This is a genomic window from Bacteroides sp. OM08-11, from assembly GCF_003438665.1.
Taxonomy (GTDB): Bacteria; Bacteroidota; Bacteroidia; order Bacteroidales; family Bacteroidaceae; genus Bacteroides; species Bacteroides cutis.
Map to the genome: position 1 here is coordinate 638,426 of NZ_QSTJ01000002.1, position 24,331 is coordinate 662,756.

Consider the following 24,331-nt stretch of genomic DNA (forward strand, 5'->3'; position numbering starts at 1 on the left):
GTCAAGAGATGGTTCAAACAAACTCATATACGACCCATGCCGTTGCAATTGCTATGCAGCACCCATCCATGTCGGTCGAAACAAACCCACAACGCAGAGTAACGGATATAAGACAAAAAACGCATCCAATACCTGCTTTTAGTCTGATTTTGAGCGTAAAATCATACTCAAAAGCAAATTCAGGTTAAATTCTGGCTGTATTTGAAGCCATCTTTGCTTTTCTCTTTTCACGGCAATCTAACTTTGCATCGGATTTGAGAGTTAAAGCGTTGCAGCGAAGGCTATTCGCATCCACAGATATATATCATAAACAATAATACAATAGTAACAATATGACAAACATTTGTACAAAGGTCACCGTGCGGAAACGACCTATCAAGAACGGACAGACTTCCCTCTATCTGGATTTCTATCCTCCAATCCGCAACCCGAAGACAGGCAAGCTCTCACGCAGGGAGTACCTTGGTCTTTACATCTACACCAACCCTGTTGAACGCTTTCAGCAGGAGTACAACAAAAGTATGATTCAGAAAGCGGAAATCATCAAGTGCCGCAGGACTGAGTCCATCATCAATGAGGAGTATGGCTTCCTCGACCGCAACAAGGGCAAGGAGAGCTTCTTGGAATATTTCAAGAACCTCATGATTGAGCGTGGCAGCAGCCAGAACTGGGCAACCGCCTACATGCACTTCCACAATTACACGCATGGCGAGTGCCGCTTCTGCGACCTTACCGTTCCGTACTGCCAGGGATTCCTCGACTACCTGTTGTCGGATGCCTGTATGCACAACGGCAAGCGCATGATGGGAACAACAGCCAACAACAACCTTACCAAGTTGAAGTGCATCCTTGCCATCGCATACGAGGACGGACTGCTCAAAGAGAATATCGCCAAGAAACTTGTGCGTGCCAAGGCTCATGGCAACAAGCGGCAGTTCCTCACCAAGGAAGAGTTGTTGCAGTTGTCTCAGACTCCTTGCAAGAGTGATGTCCTTCGCCGTGCAGGTCTCTTCTCCTGCCTTACAGGTCTTCGCCTTTCTGACTGCATCAGACTCCAGTGGGAGAATATCGTCAAGTTGGCTGATGGCGGCTGGGGAATGGACATTATCACAAAGAAGACTTCCACCGCTGCAATCCTGCCTATCAGCGAAGAGGCTTTGCAGCTCTGTGGCGAGCGAAGCACTGGACAGGTGTTCAAGAATCTCACGAACAGTACAGTGGCATTGTATCTCAAACCGTGGATAAAGGCTTCCGGCATCGAGAAACACATCACCTTCCACTGCTTCCGTCATACCTTTGCCACCTTGCAGTTGGCAGAGGGAACGGACATCTACACTGTGAGCAAGCTGCTTACCCATAGCAATCTTGCCACTACTCAGGTGTATGCCGATGTGGTGGACGAGCTTAAACGTGATGCAGCAGAACGTATCTCTCTCAAGATGCCAACCAAAGCAGAGAGTGACCAGACATAAGTGAATAAAATAATCAGGATAACAAATGGAAGAAAACAAATCATTATCGTTCGACCAGCTGCCCACTGCAGTTGGCGAACTTCTGACCAAGGTCAATACGATGATGACTCGTCTTGATGACATTGGTCAGAGAATAGGCAATGTTCCGTGCGAGAATGACCATGTTCTTATGGACATCAGAGAAGCAAGTGCCTTCGTCCGAAAGAAGGTCTCATCGCTCTATGCTTACACATCTGAAAGACGCATCCCATTCTACAAGAGAGGCAACACGCTCTACTTCTTCAAAGACCAGTTGATAAAGTGGATTGAGTCAGGTGGCTCTTGGGACAAGCCTTACGAACCGACCCAGGAGGAACAGGCAGACTTCGAGGCTCATCTGGCAATGTTACAGAAGAGCAAGAAGAACAAGCCTGCCTCCATGAAGAGGGACAAGGATGAGAAAATTCCTAATGGGGAAAGAATGACATGACGGATAAGAGAATCATGTAATCTACTTTTTACGAAAGGGAAAAGAGAAACTATTCATTCTTTCTTTGCTGAGTAATCCGTTTCACTTATAATCCGTTTTTCAAGATGAGTAACCAAAGCATAAAATACGGAATCCTGCTGACCAAGGAACAGCTCGATTTCTTAAAGGATGACAGGCAGGGTTTCCACCGCATGACTGCCTTCGACACTTTTGTATCAATGGCTTCCACCAAGCCAAGTGTTTATCAGAAGACAGGCTTCTCCGCTTCACTCTCCATCGGGCAGTTTGCCATCTCAACCGTTGAACTGTCTGCCCTTTGGAAGTGTGACCGCAAGACAGCGGCAAAGGTGGTGGAACTGTTCAATCAGGTGGGCATCCTCTCAACCGAGAGGAACAACCGCACCTCCATACATACGATACTATGCATCGCCTTCTGGTACGTTGACGGCATCAAGGAAGCCATCAAGAACCCCTTCTACAACCGTCAATCCGTGACTTCCGCCACCCAAGAGGAATCGGTGTCCAATGTCCCATCCGATACCGCTTGCTCTTCGGAAGGCAATCTTTCCAATGGCATAGGTCAGCAGAAAGACAGCAGCGTCAATCCTGCCACTACTGACATTCTGCAGCCCCATGTTCCTGCCTCTTATAATACCTCTTCCCCTTTCGTTAATTCTCATGTTATCGGGGATGGACTTTCAGATCCTTCTCCGATACCACAAGACTTCAAACAAAGGGAAAAGGAAGGTGATGACCATTTTGAGTATGAGGTTGGACAGCCGTCAGAAGATGACTGCAATCAAGGAGAAGGGGCATCACCCATTGAGTTGCTGCCGTCTCCTGTCTATGATGACGAGGGCAACCTCTTGCAGCCACCGCCCCATGAAGGACGATGCGAGGATCACACGGAGAGACATGGCGCGCATATCACCCCAAGTCACTCATGATGTCATCTCTACTTTTCCCTTATTTCGACTATTGACGTTCCCGACAGGCAAGCTATCCAGAAGCCGCTACCTCTATTAGCCGTAGTTTTTTTTCGGAGGTCTAAACAAGAAGTACCAGTGTCAGACGGTTTCGCTTCGCCCACCGCTTCCTACTGGCATTCTTGAATGTTCGCAGGCTCACATTGGCTGTCCTGTTATATCAAGTATAAACTTTATAAACCCCATCTACAATGACAAAAGACAAGAATAACAACACGGAGAAAACCTCAAGGAAGAGACCTCCGAAGACCAGACACATTGACGTTCGTTTCACAGAAGAACACTACGACTTGGTAGTACATAATGCCCGACTGTCAGGCAGGAGCAAGAGCACATATCTTCATGACTTAGGCATCGGACACAAGCCATCCCTACCCATGACCGCAGAGCAGGAGGAAGCCTTGAAGGGCTTAATCGGGGCAAGGTCTGAACTGGTTTATGTGCGCAATGCGCTTCATGCCCTGCCACAGACCGAGAGACTAAAACTCTTCAAGAGAGCCGACTTCATGGAACGTTGGCTTCAAGGCATCAACACCCTGATAGAGGAATTGAGCCGCATTAGAGACAAATTCTTGGATATGTTATGATAGCAAAAGCGTCAGCAATTCAGCATGGTCAGGCAATGACCAATTACGCAACCAAAAACAATCGCGCGGACATCGTCAAGACCAACCATCTCAGCGAGGGTCTGCCGCCGATGGGCATGTGGGACGAGATGGTGCTGCATCAGTCCATGTTCAAGCAGAGGTATGCCAAGAAGCCCATCGAACTGACGTCCATCCGCTTTGAGCTTTCCCCATCTGAGGAGGAGGCACGTAACTGGACTATGGAGGACTGGAGAAGATTCCTTGACGAGTTCATTCGTGAGATGGATGGTATCTCCAAGGTGAACCACATCGGCAAGAAGAAAGGCAAGGCTGCAACTTCGGTCAAGCCGACCAACATAGCCAACTCCCAATATTTTGCCGCCCTTCACCGTGACTCCAAGAGTGGCATTCCCCACCTGCATCTGGTGGTGAACCGCATCGACATGGACGGTAATCTCAATGATGTGAAGTTCATCGGTGAGCGTGCCGTGATGGCTGCGAAAGCCATCAATCAGCGTCATGGTTGGAAGGATGCCATGGATATTCGTCAGGAACGCATTGCAGAGGTGACCAAAGCCTGTATGGATGTGCTGCGTTCAATGCCGTTCTTTGATTGGGATGAATATGCCGACCGATTGAGGGCAAAGGGATATGACATCGAGCTTATCCGTGACAAGAATGGTCAAGGCAGGGTGCATGGCTACCGCTTCAAGTTCGGAAAAACTACCATCAAGGCTTCCGAACTGGGTGTAGGAAGGAATCTCACCGCATCGAAAATCGGGAATACCTTCCGCAAGCTGCACCCTCAGCCAACACCTGTTGCAGTTGGTCAAAGACCTTCTCCTTCTGTTTCAAACGCTACCACATTGGACAGCAGAAATACGGCATCGCAAGGTGGTCTGTCTCGTACAAGCAATGTTGCCAAACCTGACCTTCCTGCCGGATTGAGAAAGATTATTGAAGTCGATGGTGAGCGTTTCAGCATAGTCATGCCGAGAACTGCTTACGACACGATGAACAGTTGTATCGAAGTTCCCGAGAATGGATCCGCAAGCCACACTGACATTCTGAATGTAGCCATGCTGCTCTTCATGAACTACCTTGATGCTGCCACATCGATGTCTGAGTCATGTGGTGGCGGTGGCAGTCCTGGCAGTGGCTGGGGACGTGATAAGGACGATGATGACCGTGAATGGGCAAGACGTTGCGCAATGCAAGCAAACACACTCTGCAAGCCGATAAAGAGAGGCATGAAACGATAACTTTTCAAACAAGAACGGTATGGGAAGAAACAAGAAAGATGCCACACAGGATGTGCTTAACCTGTACAATCAGATGCAGGAGGACGAGAACATCGAGAGTGGCAAGGAAGAAATCAAAGTGACCCTGAAAGAGATTGAATCAGCCAAGAAAGCACTCTATGAGGCAAAGGAGGAACTGGGCAATGCCTATCGGAGGTTGGAATCAACGAAAGTGGCACTTATGGCTGCCCACAGGAGCACGGACAACATCGTGGATAGTATATGCCATGCCATAGTCAAGGCAGAGCAGAGCAACCTCAAAGTCGGCATCAACGATGAAGGAGTTGCCCAGTTGGATAAGCGGAACAACACCGCCATTTCTGCTTTCAAGCAAGCCCTTGACGAGCATGAGAAGCGGATAAACGACCTGTTCACTCACCAGCAGAAAGAGCTTAAACGAATCCGCAATATCGAGGAGGGTGCATACTTCAACGGTAGCACCTATGCCTGGATGTTCGGCTTGGCTTTCCTAAGTTGGTCTATCATCTTTGTTGAAATCACCATTTGGATATGCATCACACTTTTTTAGAAAACTCAAAACATCAGAATCATGACAGACAACGAATACAGCAAGGCAAGAAAAGCCGCTGTTGATGCCCTTATCTACTGGGCAAAGACAGGCATGAGAGAGTTCACCATGCGTGACGCAGTAAACGACTATCTGGAGGCGAGCGGTGCTAACCGCCCCTCCATCGGTGGCGAATAGACCATCCTTGCACACAGAAAAAATGCAGCCAACCGACTGGCGATTGACTGCATATACAATTCATTTTGCAATAAGATTACTTACTTTCCCTCTTTTCCATCGGTTTTATTAGATGAGTTTGTTTTTGTAGTTGCTGTTTTTGATGAGGTTGCTCGTGGAAGAAGAGTTGGATTAGAGCCTATTGACCAACGATTATTCTTCGGTTGCGACGGAGGAACATTTGTGTTTGTGCGACTGGTTTCTTTTCGCTTTTGTTCCGCTTTTCTTTTTTCCTCTGCTCTTCTCCTCGCATTTTCCCGTTCTAAAGCAATGCGATTACGTTCATTAATCTCATGAAGACGTTGATTGTTTATCCTTTGTTGCTCTTGTTGGAATCGTCTCTCATTTTCTTTTCTAATTTGTTCATTACGTTCTTCTTCAAGATATCCTAAATTCCGCAGCATTTTAGTTTAACTTATTTTATAAGTACCTGAGCAACAAAAAGTTGCTCAGGATTTTGCTATGTCAGATTTTTCACCTATCTTAGTGTTGCAAATCAAAATATGTATCAAACCCGACAGACATGGCAAAGGTAGCAATAAAATCTGAGAACCTCTCTCCTTTTGAAGGAATTTTTTCAATAATGGAGCAATTTGACTCCAATCTCTCATCTGTAATCGACTCAACCCTCGGTATGAGATGCAGGCTGTATGGTTATCAATACAGCGAAATCATCCGTTGGATTTTATCCGACCGTTTCTCGCCATGACAATGCCCGAGCAAGCTCATCATTGCTCATCTGGCTTAACGAAACCGTTCGCTTATGAGCGTTTATTTCTGTGGCGGCTCATGCATAGAGGATGTCACCACTCATCTGATGTACCATCTCTCGCTTCATCCGACACTTCGCACATGCAGTGCCGACACGATTCTCAGAGCCATAAAGGAACTTACCCAGAATGACTTTGGATGACACCGACAACTTATGGTCGTGATTTTGCGTATTGCCTCAAGTCGCATGGTGGGGTAAGGGGCATTTATATGTCTTTATGGTGACTGCACTGTGCCCCCTTTTACTAACGATGCAGATTCTTTTCGCTTCTGTATCATTTAGGCGCGTAGTTGCGGATTTGAGGTTGAACTTTTGTGCAATGTTGAAGATTAGTAATTCTATTCAACATTTGTGCTAAAAGTCGGCTCCATCGCCAATTTGCCAGCCGTTATGCGGCAGCTTAAAAAAAGACGACACCAAACCAAAAAAATCATCTTGACAACCACCCGACTTTGAACTACGAAGGATGAAATTTTTCAGGGACAACTTCCAGCATTTCCAAAAAACAGTTTAACCATTGACTTGGAGACAAACAAACAATTTGAGCATTAAGGTTTAAACCGAATTTTTCCGAAATTGACCTGACCTGACTTTTCCTGAAAATCGACTTTAAAGCTGTTTTTACAGATAAATCAGGTTTCTCTAACAGACAGGAAATAAATGCTAAGTATTTGGCTTTAAACTTAAAATCAAAAAATAAGTGTTTTCTTTTAATGTTTAACAGGGCTGATTTGACAGTTGGCGGTGGCAAGAAACTTTCAGGACCTACCTCATAGACAAGTTTCAAATCAAAAAAAGTATGATAGAAAACGGTATATGGATTGTAAAGCTTCCTCGAAAATAACTTTTGTGCAGGTTCTAATTGAAGGACAATGGAACCTCCCAGAAAATTTCCAAGACTCTCAAACATCAGGATTTTGAAAATATCGGAAGTAATGCCATAAGGAATATTTGACACCACTTTGAAAGGAAATTTCGGAACTGCAAAATTCCTAAAATCACAACCGACAACTTGAACATTTCGGGCATCAGAAAATAATTTTCGTAAATGTTCAACCAAAGCTGTGTCGTTTTCAATAGCAACAACATTGTTGGCGATTTTTAATAAATGAACAGTAAGAAACCCCTTGCCTGCCCCAATATCTAAAACCGTATCCTGATTACTTATATCTGCTTGTCTTATTGCATCTTTTATTAGCACTTTATCAATAGTAAAGTGCTGACCCGTAAAACGAACGGGCAATTTCTTTTTTGTCATCCTTAATTCCGCAACACTTTGATTTAACTTTATTTATAAGTACCGGAGCAAGTTCTGCTACAAGTACCATGACATGTGTTGAAGCAACTGTTCATACAACGGTTGTTACATCCTGCGCATGACATTGCATTTGCAGTTTCTGACAAGATAGGACTTGACAGGAGAGCTGCACCAGCCAAAATAGGCAGAGCACCTTTAGCGGCTCTCTTAAAGAACTCACGACGAGACTGAAGTTCTTCATTCTTACCATTTTTCTTCATAAAATAAAAAATTTAAATTAAACAATATGCCTTTCGGCATTATTTGACAATCTCAATAAAATCAGTAGGAATATACGCAGTAGCGACAAGGCACAATCCCGAGATCTCAACAACAATTCTTTGTTGTCCTGCTATTCTGGCAACTTTTCCAACCACTCCCTTGAAGTCACCAGCTATTACTCGTACTTTATCTCCACTTTTATAGTGACACTGTTCCGCTGTAACAATGCGTACATGCTCACTATCAGTACTTGTTGCTTTGATAAAATTTATCATTGCATTGTATGGTATAATAAGCGGAGGATTTTTACCGTTTGCCTCTGGAGGAAGCGTCTTATCCAAATAATATTTTATAAAAGAGATTGGGGCATCAACTGTCTTTTTCACAAAACTGTCTGATTGTTCCCTTGTGGCGTATATAAAAAGAAAGTTGGGAAGAAGAGGCTGTTGTATTCGCTTCTTCTTCCCAGCAATCACTTTTAGTACATAGTGCATCGGCACGTATGTCTTAATATCATTCTTCTTTGCTTTCTCTACGGCTGCATTTACCCTGTTATAAGTAGCACGAAGAACAAACCAGTTGTAACCTTCCTGCTGGACATATTCCGAGGACACCCCTGTTTGTGAGCTTTGGGCTTCGGGGGAGACATTGGAGGCAAATCCAATGTGAGGAGGTGAATCGCAACCTCGTTTGGTATGCGCATTAAGCAATGCGTTCATATCGGCTTATATGTCGTTGCTCGTTAATAGCAATATAGACATAAAAAGAGCGTGGAAACGTCTGTTGTCTATTCCACAGTCTGAGGCTCTAGCAATTGCCTATCATAGTTGAACAGACAACGTCAGAGCCCACGCCGATATGAATAATCATTTCCATTAGGAGACCATAATAAACAATTGTTGTGCCCGAAAAGGTACAATCCGTGCTTACAGGTCTCCGCAGGAGCGATATTATCACACCCGGGACATCTACCGTTGGCTTTGCTCAAGACTATGATAACTGTTAATTTGCTAGATTACAGACTGTCTTAAACAGAGCGTTAGTAAACGCCTTCATTATGTCTGGACTATCTTTCCCACCCAATGCCCGCTTTGTACCGCTTTGTCATTATGACTCCGCCATACTCAGCACGGCGTAGGCTGCCTTGTATGCCATCACGAAAGAACACGTCTAACCTCAATGGCTATAAACATGGCGATAATAGTCCGCTGCAAAAGTACAAAGAAAATCTCAATACAACCTCATTTTGTTATGGAAAAGTATGTATAAACCTTAAATTTAACCATAATTAACTAAATTCTTGCTCAAATCTCGTATATTTTGTGTAAGGAAATGGCCTCTTATTGGCGTAAAAAGCAAAAGACAGATGCGAATGTCACATCTATCATTATTGTTGTCGCACATGTCTTTCTTGAAAGAAAGCCTATGGCTGGTTTATTTCAGAATGATTTTCTCCTTTGCTGGATGACATAAGGAGAATGTACTTTTGCCGTCTTTGTTTGTATAGCAGAAGTCGCATGAATTTATAATATCCATGCCAATCACCACATCATAGTCTGAATTGTCGTTAAGCAGAGCCTGAACATTCAACTCTGCTGTTCCTGTTGGAAGGATAACATGAACAAGGTAAGTCCAGGATTCGACATCACCTCCTGCACTCGAAATAAGAGCCTTGTTCTTCGGTTGTAACCCTAAAGCATTTACAACTTCCTGTGAAATCAATGTATTGGTCGCTCCTGTGTCCCACAATACATTTTCAACTTGGCAATGAACAGGAACAGCCACGTTTGCCGACAAATCTACGGCTGGACAGATAATGACGTTTGTAAGAATAGCCTCTGGCTGGGATTCGTATTCTTTTGTATATACAGCCATTCCTACCTCAACTCAATTTTTCCCGTATATGAAGTTTGTTGAGGAACAGGCTCGTCAGTGATAAGGCGAACCAAACGGACATAACCTGTCCGTGCAGCTCTATTTCCGTTAATGACGGGAGCCTGAACTGCGGTTGCAAAATCTATTGTCTTGTTCTTTATAACTTTCATATACCTACAATTTAAAAAATGTCCCGCTGGGTACGCTGTTCTTATGGGAAGCGAGCGGGATTTGTCAATGCAAAGGTAGGCATTCAATTCCAAAAAACCAAACAATTGGAAGAAAAACTAATCTAACTACCCTAAATTTAACATTTTATCAGGAAAACTACTAAACAATGAATACGTCTTTCAAACGCTATTCTATTGCCGCCGAATTATTAACCTGCATTGTATATCAGCCATATATGCCGACTGAAATACAACCAAGGTACAAGACACCCACTTTTGACCCTTTTTGCAGTCCTCCTGCAAGGCACTCATACCCCTCTTTTTCTTTTTCGACTGTCTCACTCTTTATGGATAATGAGAATGGTACTTTTTACCAAAAATGCGCTCTTTGGATAGCAATCAGTCAAAATCGTCCAAAATATTTTCATAAATAATCTTAAATCTACTTTTTGCCCCTGTCATAGTTTTTTCTCTTTGGTGAGTGCTTTGAATGACTATTTTTCCCTTGTTCAATATTTGTACCGTTTAGATTTTATTGTTTTTATGAAAGTGTTGTGGCTCAGTATGTTATGCTATATATAAAGGCTTCCACATGAACAGCGTGGTGCGTCAGTTGTGGGAGCAGAACACCGACATCGTCATGGTCGATACGGGTAACTCGTATGAGGGACTCTGCGAGTATGTGGGCGGCAAGTACATCGCCTATACGGAGGACAAGCCCATCACCATGAACCCCTTCAACATCAGCAAGCGGGAGCTGAACATTGAGAAGATAGACTTCCTGAAGAACCTGATACTGCTGATATGGAAAGGCTCGGAGACGCAGATACCCGAACTGGAGTTCCGTGTCGTGGAGCAGTTGGTGACGGAGTATTACGATTTCTATTTCAACGGTGTGCAGCCCTATCCTTCCTCACAGAAGGAGACACTGAGAAAAAACCTCTCCACCATGGAGAAGCGGCGCGGCACGGAGCTGACGCAGATACACGACAAGGTGGAGAAACTCATCAAGGGACTGGAGGAACGGCGCATGGCATTGAGCGTGAAGACCCTCTCCTTCGACTCATTCTATGAGTTCGCCTGTGAGCGTCTCGACCAGATCTGCATCGAGAACAACATCACCACCATCGACTGCGACAACTTCGCCTATATGCTCCAAAACTTCTACCGTGGCGGCAAGTACGACAAGATTCTCAACGAGAACGTGGATAGCACCTTGTTCGACGAGACCTTCATCGTCTTCGAGGTGGATGCCATCAAGGAGAACAAGCAGCTCTTCCCCATCGTGACGCTCATCATCATGGACGTGTTCCTGCAGAAGATGCGCCTGAAGAAGAACCGCAAGTGCCTTGTCATCGAGGAGGCATGGAAAGCCATCGCCTCGCCGCTGATGGCCGAGTACATCAAGTACCTATACAAGACAGCCCGAAAGTTCTGGGCGAGCGTGGGCGTAGTGACACAGGAGATACAGGACATCATCGGCAGTCCCATCGTGAAGGAAGCCATCATCAACAACTCCGACGTGGTGATGCTGCTCGACCAAAGCAAATTTCGTGAGCGATTCGACGAGATCAAGGCGATATTAGGATTGACGGATGTGGATTGCAAGAAGATATTCACTGTCAACCGCTTGGATAACAAGGAGGGAAGAAGTTTCTTCCGTGAGGTGTTTATCCGACGTGGATCGACGAGCGGAGTGTATGGTGTGGAGGAGCCGCACGAGTGCTATATGACCTACACCACCGAGCGAGCTGAGAAGGAGGCATTGAAACTCTATAAGCATGAACTGAAGTGCAGACATCAGGAGGCTATCGAGCGGTATTGCAGAGATTGGGATGCCAGTGGCATCGGGAAGTCGTTGGCATTTGCGCAGAAGGTCAATGAGGCGGGGCATGTGCTCAATTTGACGGACGATGGAGCCACTCGCCGCTGACACGGCGAGCACGGGGGCTGATTGATGGAAACGGAAATCCCGGAATAGACGTAAAGCCCAGATGCCCGAAAGCAAAACTTTCGGGAACGGTGGCTGGGTAGTATTTACGATTAGTAGTAAATACGATTAGTAGTGAATACTACCAATAGTAAATACTACAAGTAGTAAAGTAGTGGAATAGTAGAAACTGAAAGTAGTAAAAACGTAAAGTAGTGAAGCAATGAGACGTTTATACCTTATTATAATATATATGTGTCTTACACTTGTCGTGGGAAGGGTTCATGCGCAGTATTACAGCGTGAACTACGACAAGCAGATCGTTGCCGCCATGGCTGCCGCATTCGGTGCTGGAGCTATGGCAGAGAGCTATTATAACGAGCAGGTGGGCGAAATCTTGAAGCACTACAATGCCGCAGAGGTTGCCACTGCCGGCATCTTCGCTGCCAAGTTCTTGGAGCGCAAGGCATTCACCGACCTCGGCATTTGGAGCAGTAGCACGGAGAACTACTATTACCGCCGCATCCACAATATGGTGGCGAACAAGATTATGCCCAAGATATGGACGGTGGCAGGAATGATGCTGAAAAGTCCGCAGACCGCCCTCTACTGGGGCAGTTACCTGATGAAGATATGCGCCGACACAAAGTCGCTGTGTATGCAGTTTGAGAGTGTCGTGACCAACAGTAGCTTGACCTTTGCCGACATTCAGTTCTTGGAAATCAACCAAGAGATAGCCGCCATCCTCAAACTCTCGGAGATAGGCAATGTAGATTGGCAGCAGCTGTTGGATGACATCGCCAGTGTGCCCGGCAACTTCACCGTGGAGAACCTCACCGCCGACATCGAGACGCTTTACAATATGGGAGCATCGTTGGCGACGGCAGGTATCAACGGGGCATCAGGCGCACTCTTGCAGCAGAGTGCCTTCAACGACCTTTTCAATGGCAAGGTGAGTAAAATCATCGACATCTATGACAACTACCATGACCTCTATGAACAGGCAGAGAACGGCATCGGCAGCACACTCCTTAGTCTGGTGGGTGGCGAGGACAACGTGGCAGCCCTCTTCGACCTCTCCAACTACAACATCACCTCGTGGATGACAGACTATCTGAGCGAGACGCAGGGCAACTACTATACACAGCGTTGGTACATTGCCCGACGAGACCAAGGCAGCGTAAGCCTCTGTGACTACTATCCGCCGACCGATGACAACAGTATTCTGAACGGTGACCATTGGTATCGTATCAACACCTCCGACCCCAACTTCTACCCTAACAGCACGCAGCGAGAGCAGATACTGGCCAACTCGGAGAACCATGCCGGATGGAGCCGCAGCCGTGTGCAGCAGCTCAACGCCCAGAGCGACGGCTTCACCTATACGATGAACTATTGGATGTCGTCGTACATCATCAGCCGTGGCGGCAAGCAGACCAAGAAGGCCTACGCCTACGAGATACACGTTACCAAGAGCTGGAACAACGTGGAAGAGGTGTATGAGGATGTCTTCGACTCCTACAGCATGGACTTGAATACCTTCAAGCGTCAGTTGCAGGCACGTCTCTCGGAGTATAACGACAACGAGGAGGGCTATGTCTATTACATCGGCAGTGACGCACGCCGTTACTATCAAGCCACCGATGCCGCCAAACTGAAGGGCGTGGAGAGCGTGACCATCAGCGTCACCTGTTCGGACGGTGTCACCCTCGGACAGGGCAGCACGCAGTACAAGTGCCGTGAGTGCGGCGGTTCGCTCAATGCCCACAGCAAGGAATGCGCCATGAGGACAAGCGTATCAGAAAATAATCTCGACCTATCGGAACTGGACGAGAAGGAACGTGAGGCGAATAGCAAGATAGCCCTGTTGGAGGCGCAGATAAGCCAGTTGGAGACAGAGAACAGGAACCTGCTCACGCAGATAGCCAATGCCTCTGTGGAGGAAGCCCCTGCCTTGCGGCAGCAACATAATGTCAACAAGACGAAGATAGACAACCTGAAGAAGGAATTGGCGACATGGCAGCAGCAGTTGGCAGACATACAGAATGCCAAGAGCGAGGCGGCTAACGACAATGCCACCTCCACCGATGACTACTACCGCATCCCTGCCATCATGCAGGATGTGAAGTCAGCCTACAATCTCACGTGGCAAGGTGCCGGTTCGTGGAACGGCTACACCTACGTCCGAACTGCCACCATGCCCAACATCAACGGCATTATCACCTTCAAGGCGACACTGTCCATTGCAAGGAAGCCCAAGTACTTCCTTGGCATCAAGATACACCGTGCGATACTGCAAATATCGTGGGAGCTGACCTCGGAATACACCGACACACAGGTGGTGGATGTGCTGACCCTTGACCCGAATGCCTCTGACGAGGAGAAGACGAGGCAGGTGAACAGCCGTATCTCGGAGATAGCCCAGGAGTTCCCGTCGTGCAGCATCACCACAGAATATGCCAAGAGCGAGGCAACCCAGACCGCCGACAATGACGATGTAATACACCTGCTCTGGTCGAGCGACCGTCTGGAGATAGCCCGTGAAGTAGATAGCCGTATCACCAAGATTTACGCCGACTTGGTATCATTAGAAAAAATGATGCACTACAAGCGCAGCATCATTGACGTGCTGAAGGACATTCTTCCTTCAATCGACGCAGACCAAGGTCGCAGAAGGACACTCATTGAAGAGTGCTACGAGCGATGGAGAGAGAATGCAGACCCTAACAGAGGGAATGGTGAAGATAACGAGAACGAAAACTGAGGGAGGAACGGAGAATGAGACATACCATCATCATAGCTCTCCTGCTGATTACCCTCTTCCCCAATACAGCCTTGGCGCAATGGGGATTCGATGCGGTATCGGTGGAAGCATACATCAACGACCACAAGAAGCAGCGCAGCCTCTTGCTGGCACGCAGCACTTTGGAGTACAGCAATCAACTGCTGCATGAATACAGCAGTGAAGAGGTGGGCAAATACAAGGAACTGAATGTGGATTTGGACAAATACACCCGGGCCTTCGACATCATCGATGTGATGTACCAGTCGTTGCGCACGGTGCTGAACGTGAAGAGCACCTACCAGACGGTGAGCGACCGCATCAGTGACTACAAGAACCTGTTGGAGGACTTCAATGATAAGGTCATCAAGCGGAAACACATCGAACTGACTGACACGATGCTCATCAGCATCAACAAGAAAGCCATCGACAACATATACAACGAAGGAAGCCAACTCTACCATAGCGTCAACGACCTCGTGTTGTATGCCACAGGAGCGGCAGCCTGTTCAACTTCCGACCTGCTGATGGTGTTGGACAATATCAACAATTCGTTGGACCTGATAGAAAAACATCTGAACCAAGCCTACTTCCAGACATGGCGGTATGTGCAGCTGCGCATGGGCTATTGGAAGGAGAAGGTGTATCGGACGAGGACGAAGGAAGAGATACTGGAAGATGCCTTCAGCCGATGGAAAGTGGCAGGAAAACTTGACTATTGACGGATTGTAAACAAAAGAAGAACGGACATGAAGAAGACAATGATACTCATCATGGCGGTAGCAACCACCATCAAAGCCACAGCCCAGAGCGTGACCTACAACCACGACTCCTCCAAGCAGAACCAGATAACGGTGATGGAGACAGGTGGCGGTTCTCTCACCCCTGAGTTCTATTATTGGCTGTTACATAACAACTATAAGAAGACAGCGGCAGAGAAGAACAAGTTAGGTTTCCGCACTCTTGCCGGCATCAACCTCTACAACCAAGTAGATGATGCGGAGAAGATAGACTCTGCCCTCACCAAGCGTGCTGAGGTGGAAGCCTTGAACGTAGCCGACCGACAGATAGACCTCGCCTGGCTTGCCGAAAGCAGCAAGATCAACGGTCAGTTGGACAAGATGAAGGCGAACATAGACCATATCATCCCTACAGGAGGCACCATCAACGACAAGCGTCGGTGGGAGGAACTGTACAATATGTACCAGTGTGCCGTGAAAGCCACCAAGGATGCCTATATGCCCAATGCACAGAGAAAGCGGCAGTATCTTAGCATCTATGCCGACCTGACGACACAGAACGAGACACTACTGAAATACCTTGTGCAGCTCAACACCCAAAGCCAGACTACCGCCCTCTTGGCAGCCACCAACGACCGTGTAGTACATAAAGGCAGCATCATCAGCGATGCCAAGAGCCGTTGGCAGGAAAACATGAAGGGCGTGAGGAGCTCGACAGGCACTGACGGCGATGATGCCAACAGCGGTGAGGGTGAAGAAAGTGTGAACAGATAGAAATAAGGGAAGAGAAGAAATAATCACAAAACAGCATAGAGATATGAACGATATTCAGATTTTCAACAACGAGGAATTTGGAGCAGTCCGAACCACAGGAACACCAGAGCAACCCTTGTTCTGTTTGGCTGATGTGGCAAGAGTTCTTGGACTAAAAACCAGCAAGTTGGTACAACGACTTTCGGATGATGTACTTTCAAAGTACCCCATCTCGGATAGTCTTGGAAGAGAACAGGTTACAAACTTTATCAATGAAGACGGACTGTATGATGTCATCCTTGACAGTCGCAAACCCGAAGCCAAACGTTTCCGCAAGTGGGTGACATCGGAGGTGCTCCCCTCTATCCGCAAGCATGGTGCCTATATGACACAGCAGACCATCGAGAAGGCATTGGCAGAGCCAGACTTCCTGATACGGTTAGCAGTCAATCTGAAGGAAGAACGACAAAAGCGTCTGCTTGTCGAACAGGAGTGTGAACACCAAAGGACACGCATCGTTGAGTTGGGATCCAAGGTGGATGACCTGCAACAGGAGGTGACGGAGATGAAGGACAAGGTGAGTTACCTTGACATCATCCTTGCCACGAAGAGCAGTGTCCTGGTCACACAGATAGCACAGGACTATGGCGAGTCGTCCATCCGCTTCAACCGACGTCTGAAGGAGATGAACATCCAGTATCAGCGTGGCAAGCAGTGGATTCTGTATGCCGACTACAAGGACTGCGGTTATGTGACCAGCGAGACCTACCTCATTAAACACAAGGACGGTACGGAGGATGTGCGCATGAACACCAAATGGACACAGAAAGGTCGCCGCTTCCTCTATGAGAAACTGAAGAGCGTGGGAGTCATTCCTGTTATCGAAAGAACATAAAATAAAGAAATAGCTATGGAATCAATATCAAAAATACAGTTACGTCTCTATGCCGCCAAGAGGAAAAACGGCAAGTGGCAGTTGGAGATGTCAAGGATGCCGAAGCGAATCAGCGTTATCGGCAGGACACCCATCGTTGATGAGCATTATATGCCATCTGATTTAGAGGTAGTTTCAATGTCAAAGCTTCACAAATATGTCGGAAGTTACTACGGCAAGATTGTGAAGACCCTCAAAGAGGAAGGCATCATCACCAAGGAATATGGAATGTGGAAACTGCGTGAAGACCTTCAGGACAAGGGCATTGCGGTATATGTCACAGGCAGGATGCGCTGCTTCTACCACTTCTATCTGTCATGGACACCGAAAGGCATAGAGTTTATCAAAGAGATTATCAACAATAGAACCAGGCACTGATGGCAGACAACATACTCAGCGATTTCGGCATCAACATCCTCGAAGAGGAGATTGACGATGTGATATTCCAGACCAACGAGTTCCTGACCGATGCCACCTTCACAGGCTCACAAGGGCCGTTCTGGTGGATCCTCCAAATGTGTATGGCATTGGCGGCACTGTTCTCTATCATCGTGGCGGCAAGCATGGCCTACAAGATGATGGTGAAGAACGAACCGTTGGACGTGATGAAACTGTTCAAGCCCTTGGTGGTGAGCATCATCCTCTGTTGGTGGTACCCACCTGCTGACACAGGCATGACCAACAGCGGCAGCAGCTGGTGCGTATTGGATTTTCTATCCTATATTCCCAATTGCATCGGCAGTTACACCCACGACCTCTATGAGGCAGAGGCGACCCAAATTTCCGACAAGTTTGAGGAGGTGCAGCAGTTTGTATATGTCAGGGACTCGATGTACACTGACCTCCAGGCACAGGCAGACGTGGCGCATAAGGGCACATCAGACCCCAACCTGATAGAGGCGACGATGGAGCAGACGGGCGTGGACGAAGTGACCAACATGGAGAAGGATGCCAGCAAACTGTGGTTCACCTCACTGACGGCAGGGGCCGTGGTGGGCATCGACAAGATAGTGATGCTGATAGCCCTGATCGTGTTCCGCATCGGTTGGTGGGCGACGATATACTGTCAGCAGATATTGCTCGGAATGCTCACTATATTCGGTCCAATACAATGGGCATTTTCGTTGCTGCCCAAGTGGGAAGGAGCGTGGGCGAAGTGGCTAACCCGTTATTTGACAGTTCATTTCTACGGAGCCATGCTCTACTTCGTCGGTTTCTACGTCCTGTTGCTGTTTGATATTGTGCTCTGCATACAGGTAGAGAACCTGACGGCCATCACCGCCAGTGAGCAGACGATGGCAGCCTATCTGCAAAACTCGTTCTTCTCGGCAGGCTATCTGATGGCAGCGAGCATCGTGGCGTTGAAATGCCTGAACCTCGTGCCCGACCTTGCGGCATGGATGATACCAGAGGGCGACACCGCCTTCTCAACCCGAAACTTCGGCGAGGGCGTGGCACAACAAGCCAAGATGACGGCTACGGGAACCATGGCGACCGTGATGAGATAACATGTGAGTGTGCGGTGAGTCACCGCACCTCCTATTGAAACAAATAAAAGTAACCATCAAGAAAAATGAAAGCAAAAAATGAAATTGAGCGTTGGCTCAAAGATGAGAAATTCATGGCGTTTGCCAACAAGCGTGCAAAGGAAGAGTTTTTCAATTCCGAAAACAACTACATCGACCCACAGTATGAGGAGATGGCAGAAGGCTTTGAGGATAACGACGAGTATGTAGTGCCTATGGTAGATTACCTGAGTTATCGCTTGCATCGTGCCAAAATCTACAGAAATCGACGGAGACGTGAACGTGACATCTGGTGGGTGTGGATCCAACTGAAATACGAAGGCATCTACGTAGAGGCTTGCATCAAGTATTACGCCAAACTGGTGGAAGAAGTTGAGAAGGACATATACACCATCCTGCACCGTGAATATGTGAGAATGAAGAGAAATCAGACCTCAAACAAGCAGTAACGTATGGTAATCAAGAACTTAGAAAACAAAATCATGCTGGTGGGCATCATCTGCTCTGCGTTCCTCATGGGCTGCATCATCATCTCGGTGTCGAGCATCTGGACGGCGCGCTGCATGGTGACGGACGCGCAGCAAAAGGTGTATGTATTGGACGGCAACGTGCCCATACTGGTGAACCGCACCACGATGGAGGAAACGCTGGATGTGGAGGCAAAGAGCCATATCGAGATGTTCCACCATTACTTCTTTACGCTTGCTCCCGATGACAAGTACATCCGCTATTCGATGGAGAAGGCGATGTATTTGGTCGATGAAACTGGTTTGGCGCAGTACAATACGCTGAAGGAAAAGGGCTTTTACAACAATATCATGGGTACGAGTGCCGTGTTCAGCATCTTTTGCGACAGCATCAAGTTCAACAAGGAGAAGATGGAGTTCACCTACTACGGTAGGCAAAGGATAGAGCGAAGGAGCAATATTCTGATGCGTGAATTGGTGACGGCGGGACAGGTGAAGCGCGTGCCGAGGACGGAGAACAATCCTCATGGACTGCTCATCACGAACTGGAGAACCTTGCTCAACAAGGATATTGAGCAGAAGTCGAAGTCAAACTTCTAATATCCTAGCGGTATGAGTGTAAAAGGAATCAGACGGATGCTTGTGGGCGAGGATATGCCCGACAAGAACGACCCCAAGTACAAGAAGCGGTATGAGAAGGAGGTGGCGGCAGGGCGCAAGTTTGCCAAGACCGCGAGGATAGACCGTGCGGCGGCTAAGGTGCAAGGCTTTGCCAATGCCCACAAGACGCTGTTTCTCGTCATCGTCTTCGGCTTTGTCGCCACGTGCTTCGGCATCAACATCTACAGGATGGTGCGGTATTACGGTCATCGGACGGAGGCTGCAAGTGCCATCGAGCGGCAGGAAGGGCGCATGAAGCAGATGATGAATGCAGCCCATTGCATCACTCCTCCCGTGACGCATCGAACCAACGAGGAGAATCGAGACAAGTCAGTAACATCAAAATCAGACAGCGATGAGAATAACAGATAAGATAAACTTCCGTCAGCCGAAGTACATGCTGCCAGCCATCGTGTACATCCCGTTGATTGCCACAGGCTATTTTGTCTTTGACATGTTCAATACGGAGGTGGCGGAAACGCAGGACAAGAACCTGCAGACCACCGAGTTTCTGAACCCCAACCTGCCCGGAGCGCAGATTAAGAATGGTGACGGCATCGGTGGCAAGTATGAGAACATGGCGAAGTCGTATGGTCGCATAGCAGACTATTCGGCTGTTGATAACATTGAGCGTGACAACGAAGAAGAGAAAGAAGCGTATGAATCCAAGTACACAGAAGAAGACCTTGCGGAACTCGTCCGTCAGGCAGAAGAGAAGGACGATGCAGCCGAAGTGGCCGATGCCAAGGCGCGAGAAGCGGAAGCACTCGAAGCACTCAACAAGGCACTCGCCGAAGCGAGGCTGAGAGGACAGGCGGCAGTTGCCCCCGTGGCCCAGGATACCACACAGGCTGGGCCTCCCAAGGAGCAGATTGAGGTGAAAGGTCAGATTGCCGAGGACAGCAAGGCGGTGAAGGCACTGGACGAGGAGGACAAGGCACAGGAGGTGGTGAAGAAGGTGAAGGTGACTTCGGACTATTTCAACACCCTGACGCAGAACGAGCATGAGCCAAAGCTCATCAAGGCCATCATTGACGAGGACGTGAAGGCTACGGACGGGTCGAGGGTGCGGCTGAGACTGTTGGACGATATTGAGATTGGTGAGACCGTGGTGAAGAAAGGGTCGTACCTCTATGCCACCATGAGCGGTTTCGGTTCGCAGCGAGTGAAGGGTAGCATCAACTCCATCCTTGTGGATGACGAGCTGATAAAGGTTTCGCTTTCGCTTTATGACACGGACGGACTGGAGGGACTGTATGTCCCCGGCAGCCAGTTCCGTGAGACCACGAAAGATGTGGCGAGCGGTGCTATGCAGAGCAACATGAACATCGACCAGAGTGGAGCGAACAACAGTTTCTCGCAATGGGGAATGCAAGCCGTGACCAATGCCTACCAGAAGACAAGCAATGCCATCAGCAAGGCTATCAAGAAGAACAAAGTGAAGCTGAAGTATGGGACGTTTGTTTACCTTGTAAATGGGAAAGAGAAAAGGAAATAGACACTGCCCGACAACGGAATTGTCGGGAACGGTGGCTCATAGAGTATAAACATCAAAAAATCAACTAATATGAATTGTTTTCAGAAAATGAATGTCTGTGCATTGCTTTCGCTGAGCGTGCTTTCAGCCAAGGCGCAGACCACCTACATGGAGATGGAGCAGCTGACGGTCAACGACCAAGTGACCACCGTCATCACCGCCTCCGAACCCATCCGCTTTGTCGATATATCCACAGACAAGGTGGTGGGCGACCAACCCATCAACAACACCATCCGCCTGAAGCCGAAGGACAACGTGTATGCCGACGGTGAGGTGTTGGCGATAGTGACAATCGTGACGGAACGCTACCGCACGCAGTATGCACTGCTCTATACCACGAGGATGCAGGAGGCAGTAACCGATAAGGAAATAGAATGCTCGGAGCGCAATGCCTACAACAATCCCGCTGTAAGCCTGTCCACTGCCGACATGACCAAGTATGCACGTCAGATATGGTCATCGTCTGCCAAATACCGCAACGTGGCGACGAAGATGCACCGCATGGTAATGCGCCTGAACAACATCTACAGCGTGGGCGAATATTTCTTCATCGACTTCTCCGTGGAGAACAAGACCAACATCCGCTTCGACATCGACGAGATGCGCATCAAACTATCGGACAAGAAGCAGAGCAAGGCTACCAATGCGCAGATAGTGGAACTGACCCCATCTCTTGTGTTGGACGATGCGAAGACCTTCAAGTATGGCTATCGCAACGTGATTGTGGTGAAGAAGATGACCTTCCCCAACGACAAGGTGCTGACCATCGAGCTGTCGGAAAAACAGATAAGTGGACGCACCATCTCGCTCAGCATCGACTATGAGGATGTGCTGTCTGCCGATTCGTTTAACCATATACTGTTGGAGGAGGAATAATGAGAATTAGGAATGAGGAATTAGGAGTGAGGAATTGGCTTGTGCATACCTTACTCGTTGTCATCTGTTTTATGGCAAGCATGACTCCGGCAATGGCGCAGCAGAATAGCGACCGCATATCCTTGGGGTTCGGATGCCTGTATGAGCGAGGACTGGACGTGACGCTGTCCTACGAGTATGAGACGAAGTACCACAATGCGTGGGAGTATTTTGCAAACGGATATATCAAGTGGAACGAGTGCGCATCGTGCGGTCATGTCTGTCCTGAGAGTTTTTGGAACAACTACCGCAGTTATGGTTTCGGCTTTGCCTATAAGCCCTGTGTGGCAAGAGGACGCAACCACCATGGCAACATGCGCATAGGAGCATCGGCAGGTAGCGATACTGACAGGTTCTTGGGTGGCATCCACCTCGGCTATGAGCAAAACTATACACTCAGACACGGCTGGAAGCTCTTCTGGCAGGTGAAGACCGATGTGATGATCAAGGGTGAAGACCTGTTCAGAACGGGTATTGTCCTGGGTGTGAAACTTCCTGTAAAATGACTATGCGTATGAAGAAACTGTTTTCAATCTTGGCAGTTGCGGCAACGGTGTTGCTGACTGCCTGTGACGAGCATCAGGACTTTCCCGACACAGCCATGAAGGTCACCCATATCTTGACCACTGACGGCAAGGTGATGCCCTACGAAACCTACGAGCAATCGTGCAAGCAAGCCATTGCAGTGGTGTTCAACGTCAATCAGAGGGAAGAAATGGAGGGAAACGGATATGCCGTCTATCTGTGGGACATCGCTCCCGAAGCCTTTGCTGACAGTATCGGTGTGGAACAGGACACATCCTGTGACCTCACCGCCTACGACGGCAACAAGAACACTTTTGCCCTTTATGGCACGACCGATGTGAAGTCGCCTTTGGCTGAGCGTGTCTTCGACATGTGGCGTTACGGGCAAAGTGCCTATATCCCCAGTGTGGCACAGATGCGTCTGCTCTATCATGCCAAGGACATCATCAACCCATACATCCTGAAATGCGGCGGCACACCTATCCCCGATGAGGATGATGACTGTTGGTATTGGACTTCAACGGAGGTAGAAGGACAAGCGACCGCCAAGGCATGGCTTTACTCACTGGGAAGCGGTGCCATACAGGAGACTCCCAAGTGGCAGCCGCATAAGGCGAGACCCATCATCACGATTATGGATTAGCCCATATACAGACATCGAGTATCACCCGTATCATCATCAAAGTACAACAATTAAAAAAGAAAAAGCATGAAAAAGAATTTGTTTCTAATGTTGGGACTTGGAGCCATGCTCCTCACGTCCTGTGACCAAGACATCGTCAATGAGATTTACCTGCCCGGTGGCGGAGGTTCTGTGGTCGTGACCGACAGCACATCAACCAAGCAGCTTCAGGTATTCACCAATCTGGAGATGCTGCAACCTGCCGTTTCCACACGAGCCGTTGACAACCAGTGGGAACTCAATGATATGATTGGCATCTCTTCCACAGGGATGATCAACAATATGAAGTTCACCCGAAGCGGCGGCACGAATCAGTTTGTGTCAGCCAACAAGGTGTTTTTCACGGACACAGACACTCACACCTTCAATGCCTACTATCCCTATACGGCAAATCCTACCAACGACCTCATAGAGTTCCAAGTGCCGGAGGCAGCTGTACAGAGTGAGCAGAAGGTCAATGATTTTCTGTTTGCCAGTGGAGCGGCATCATACGCCAATCCGAGCCTTACATTGAACTTCACCCATCAGATGGTGCGTGTCATCATCAAGGTCTATACCTCACCAGAATACGGTTTCACCACCAATGATTTTGCAGGAAGCCTACTCACGTTCGTCGGTTATTTTGACAGCGGTACTTTCAACATCAAGACCGGAAAGGTAGAATGCAGTGACGAGTCGGTGACGACCTATTATTTCGGCGACCCACAAAGTGACCACATGGAATATACGCTTTATGTTCCTGCACAGGTTATGCCAGACATGACATTGCAACTCAGCAATGGGGAGAACTTCGTATTCCTCACAAACGACACGTGGAAAGCGGGTCATTCCTACAGCTATTCATTGAAGCCTGTACGCAACACCTTGGAGGTCATATCTGCAACTATTTCTCCGTGGACAGTAGAGTCTGAGAAGACCATCAACGGCTACGAATAAAACTCATAAGAGGATTGGAGGGTGTCCACCGTGGCATCCTTCATCTTT

At 47.9% G+C, this 24,331-nt stretch carries 27 protein-coding genes and 2 pseudogenes; 23 read left to right on the top strand and 6 right to left on the bottom strand.

The window, feature by feature from the left end:
• Positions 1–332 precede the first annotated feature (332 nt).
• The 7 genes from DXC10_RS06480 to DXC10_RS16300 all read left to right on the top strand — a co-directional run bounded on the left by DXC10_RS06480 (position 333) and on the right by DXC10_RS16300 (position 5,521).
• On the top strand, positions 333–1,472 hold the full coding sequence (locus DXC10_RS06480; protein WP_117710690.1) for a site-specific integrase: 1,140 nt from the start codon (positions 333–335) through the stop codon (positions 1,470–1,472).
• Positions 1,473–1,497: 25 nt separating this feature from the next.
• Positions 1,498–1,941 carry a helix-turn-helix domain-containing protein gene (locus DXC10_RS06485; RefSeq protein WP_117710691.1) on the top strand — a complete coding sequence of 148 codons (444 nt, stop codon included), beginning with the start codon at positions 1,498–1,500 and terminating at the stop codon, positions 1,939–1,941.
• 104 nt (positions 1,942–2,045) lie between these two features.
• Complete coding sequence (locus DXC10_RS06490; RefSeq protein ID WP_117710692.1) at positions 2,046–2,888, top strand: hypothetical protein; 843 nt, start codon at positions 2,046–2,048, stop codon at positions 2,886–2,888.
• Positions 2,889–3,304: 416 nt separating this feature from the next.
• Positions 3,305–3,514: a hypothetical protein gene (locus DXC10_RS16495; protein WP_228117327.1), complete on the top strand. Its 210-nt coding sequence runs from the start codon at positions 3,305–3,307 to the stop codon at positions 3,512–3,514.
• A gap of 116 nt (positions 3,515–3,630) precedes the next feature.
• Positions 3,631–4,776: a relaxase/mobilization nuclease domain-containing protein gene (locus DXC10_RS06500; protein WP_231109653.1), complete on the top strand. Its 1,146-nt coding sequence runs from the start codon at positions 3,631–3,633 to the stop codon at positions 4,774–4,776.
• A gap of 19 nt (positions 4,777–4,795) precedes the next feature.
• On the top strand, positions 4,796–5,344 hold the full coding sequence (locus DXC10_RS06505; protein ID WP_048317548.1) for a hypothetical protein: 549 nt from the start codon (positions 4,796–4,798) through the stop codon (positions 5,342–5,344).
• A gap of 21 nt (positions 5,345–5,365) precedes the next feature.
• Positions 5,366–5,521, top strand: coding sequence for a hypothetical protein (locus DXC10_RS16300; protein WP_153093198.1), 156 nt, complete (start codon positions 5,366–5,368; stop codon positions 5,519–5,521).
• A gap of 80 nt (positions 5,522–5,601) precedes the next feature.
• Here DXC10_RS16300 and DXC10_RS06510 read toward each other — a convergent pair whose 3' ends face one another.
• Positions 5,602–5,964, bottom strand: coding sequence for a hypothetical protein (locus tag DXC10_RS06510; protein WP_053078087.1), 363 nt, complete (start codon positions 5,962–5,964; stop codon positions 5,602–5,604).
• A gap of 119 nt (positions 5,965–6,083) precedes the next feature.
• On the opposite strand from DXC10_RS06510, the pseudogene DXC10_RS06515 reads away from it, so the two are divergent.
• Positions 6,084–6,464: pseudogene (locus DXC10_RS06515) on the top strand (hypothetical protein); the annotation flags it as partial.
• 325 nt (positions 6,465–6,789) lie between these two features.
• Here the strand turns inward: DXC10_RS06515 and erm(F) are convergent.
• The 5 genes from erm(F) to DXC10_RS16305 form a co-directional block, all read right to left on the bottom strand.
• Positions 6,790–7,590, bottom strand: coding sequence for a 23S rRNA (adenine(2058)-N(6))-methyltransferase Erm(F) (erm(F), locus tag DXC10_RS06520; protein WP_075316813.1), 801 nt, complete (start codon positions 7,588–7,590; stop codon positions 6,790–6,792).
• Positions 7,591–7,619: 29 nt separating this feature from the next.
• Positions 7,620–7,850, bottom strand: a complete 231-nt coding sequence (locus DXC10_RS06525) for a hypothetical protein (RefSeq protein WP_075316814.1) — start codon at positions 7,848–7,850, stop codon at positions 7,620–7,622.
• A 39-nt stretch (positions 7,851–7,889) separates the two neighbouring features.
• Entirely contained in the window at positions 7,890–8,570 is a 681-nt protein-coding gene (locus DXC10_RS06530) for a UpxY family transcription antiterminator (protein WP_049129570.1), read from the bottom strand.
• A 715-nt stretch (positions 8,571–9,285) separates the two neighbouring features.
• Positions 9,286–9,726, bottom strand: coding sequence for a retropepsin-like aspartic protease (locus DXC10_RS06535; RefSeq protein WP_048316574.1), 441 nt, complete (start codon positions 9,724–9,726; stop codon positions 9,286–9,288).
• Positions 9,727–9,728: 2 nt separating this feature from the next.
• Entirely contained in the window at positions 9,729–9,896 is a 168-nt protein-coding gene (locus DXC10_RS16305) for a hypothetical protein (protein WP_153877556.1), read from the bottom strand.
• Between the two features lie 580 nt (positions 9,897–10,476).
• On the opposite strand from DXC10_RS16305, the pseudogene DXC10_RS06540 reads away from it, so the two are divergent.
• From DXC10_RS06540 to DXC10_RS06610, 15 genes and pseudogenes are all read left to right on the top strand, one after another.
• Positions 10,477–11,829, top strand: a pseudogene (locus tag DXC10_RS06540) (TraG family conjugative transposon ATPase); the annotation flags it as partial.
• A gap of 220 nt (positions 11,830–12,049) precedes the next feature.
• The gene (locus DXC10_RS06545; RefSeq protein ID WP_005816117.1) at positions 12,050–14,590 is read left to right on the top strand and encodes a hypothetical protein; all 2,541 of its coding nucleotides are present in this window, start codon (positions 12,050–12,052) and stop codon (positions 14,588–14,590) included.
• A gap of 14 nt (positions 14,591–14,604) precedes the next feature.
• Positions 14,605–15,330, top strand: coding sequence for a hypothetical protein (locus DXC10_RS06550; RefSeq protein ID WP_117710610.1), 726 nt, complete (start codon positions 14,605–14,607; stop codon positions 15,328–15,330).
• Positions 15,331–15,357: 27 nt separating this feature from the next.
• Positions 15,358–16,122 carry a DUF5045 domain-containing protein gene (locus DXC10_RS06555; protein ID WP_005816119.1) on the top strand — a complete coding sequence of 255 codons (765 nt, stop codon included), beginning with the start codon at positions 15,358–15,360 and terminating at the stop codon, positions 16,120–16,122.
• A gap of 43 nt (positions 16,123–16,165) precedes the next feature.
• Positions 16,166–16,996: a phage antirepressor gene (locus tag DXC10_RS06560; RefSeq protein WP_005816120.1), complete on the top strand. Its 831-nt coding sequence runs from the start codon at positions 16,166–16,168 to the stop codon at positions 16,994–16,996.
• 15 nt (positions 16,997–17,011) lie between these two features.
• Positions 17,012–17,413, top strand: a complete 402-nt coding sequence (locus DXC10_RS06565) for a hypothetical protein (protein ID WP_005816121.1) — start codon at positions 17,012–17,014, stop codon at positions 17,411–17,413.
• Positions 17,413–18,543 (top strand): hypothetical protein, encoded by a 1,131-nt coding sequence (locus DXC10_RS06570; RefSeq protein WP_117710609.1) that lies wholly within the window; start codon positions 17,413–17,415, stop codon positions 18,541–18,543. Before DXC10_RS06565 ends, DXC10_RS06570 begins: the two co-directional genes overlap by 1 nt.
• 65 nt (positions 18,544–18,608) lie before the next feature.
• A complete protein-coding gene (locus tag DXC10_RS06575; protein WP_005816123.1) occupies positions 18,609–19,010 on the top strand; it encodes a hypothetical protein in 402 nt (133 codons plus the stop codon).
• A gap of 3 nt (positions 19,011–19,013) precedes the next feature.
• The gene (traK, locus tag DXC10_RS06580; RefSeq protein WP_117710608.1) at positions 19,014–19,628 is read left to right on the top strand and encodes a conjugative transposon protein TraK; all 615 of its coding nucleotides are present in this window, start codon (positions 19,014–19,016) and stop codon (positions 19,626–19,628) included.
• Between the two features lie 12 nt (positions 19,629–19,640).
• Positions 19,641–20,060, top strand: a complete 420-nt coding sequence (locus DXC10_RS06585; protein WP_005816127.1) for a hypothetical protein — start codon at positions 19,641–19,643, stop codon at positions 20,058–20,060.
• Entirely contained in the window at positions 20,044–21,186 is a 1,143-nt protein-coding gene (gene traM, locus DXC10_RS06590; protein ID WP_005816128.1) for a conjugative transposon protein TraM, read from the top strand. Before DXC10_RS06585 ends, traM begins: the two co-directional genes overlap by 17 nt.
• A gap of 69 nt (positions 21,187–21,255) precedes the next feature.
• Entirely contained in the window at positions 21,256–22,101 is an 846-nt protein-coding gene (traN, locus tag DXC10_RS06595; protein ID WP_005816133.1) for a conjugative transposon protein TraN, read from the top strand.
• Positions 22,101–22,646 (top strand): hypothetical protein, encoded by a 546-nt coding sequence (locus DXC10_RS06600; RefSeq protein ID WP_005816135.1) that lies wholly within the window; start codon positions 22,101–22,103, stop codon positions 22,644–22,646. Before traN ends, DXC10_RS06600 begins: the two co-directional genes overlap by 1 nt.
• Before the next feature lie 8 nt (positions 22,647–22,654).
• Positions 22,655–23,308: a hypothetical protein gene (locus DXC10_RS06605; protein WP_005816136.1), complete on the top strand. Its 654-nt coding sequence runs from the start codon at positions 22,655–22,657 to the stop codon at positions 23,306–23,308.
• 105 nt (positions 23,309–23,413) lie between these two features.
• Entirely contained in the window at positions 23,414–24,283 is an 870-nt protein-coding gene (locus DXC10_RS06610; RefSeq protein WP_225483410.1) for a fimbrillin family protein, read from the top strand.
• The last annotated feature ends 48 nt before the right edge of the window (positions 24,284–24,331 follow it).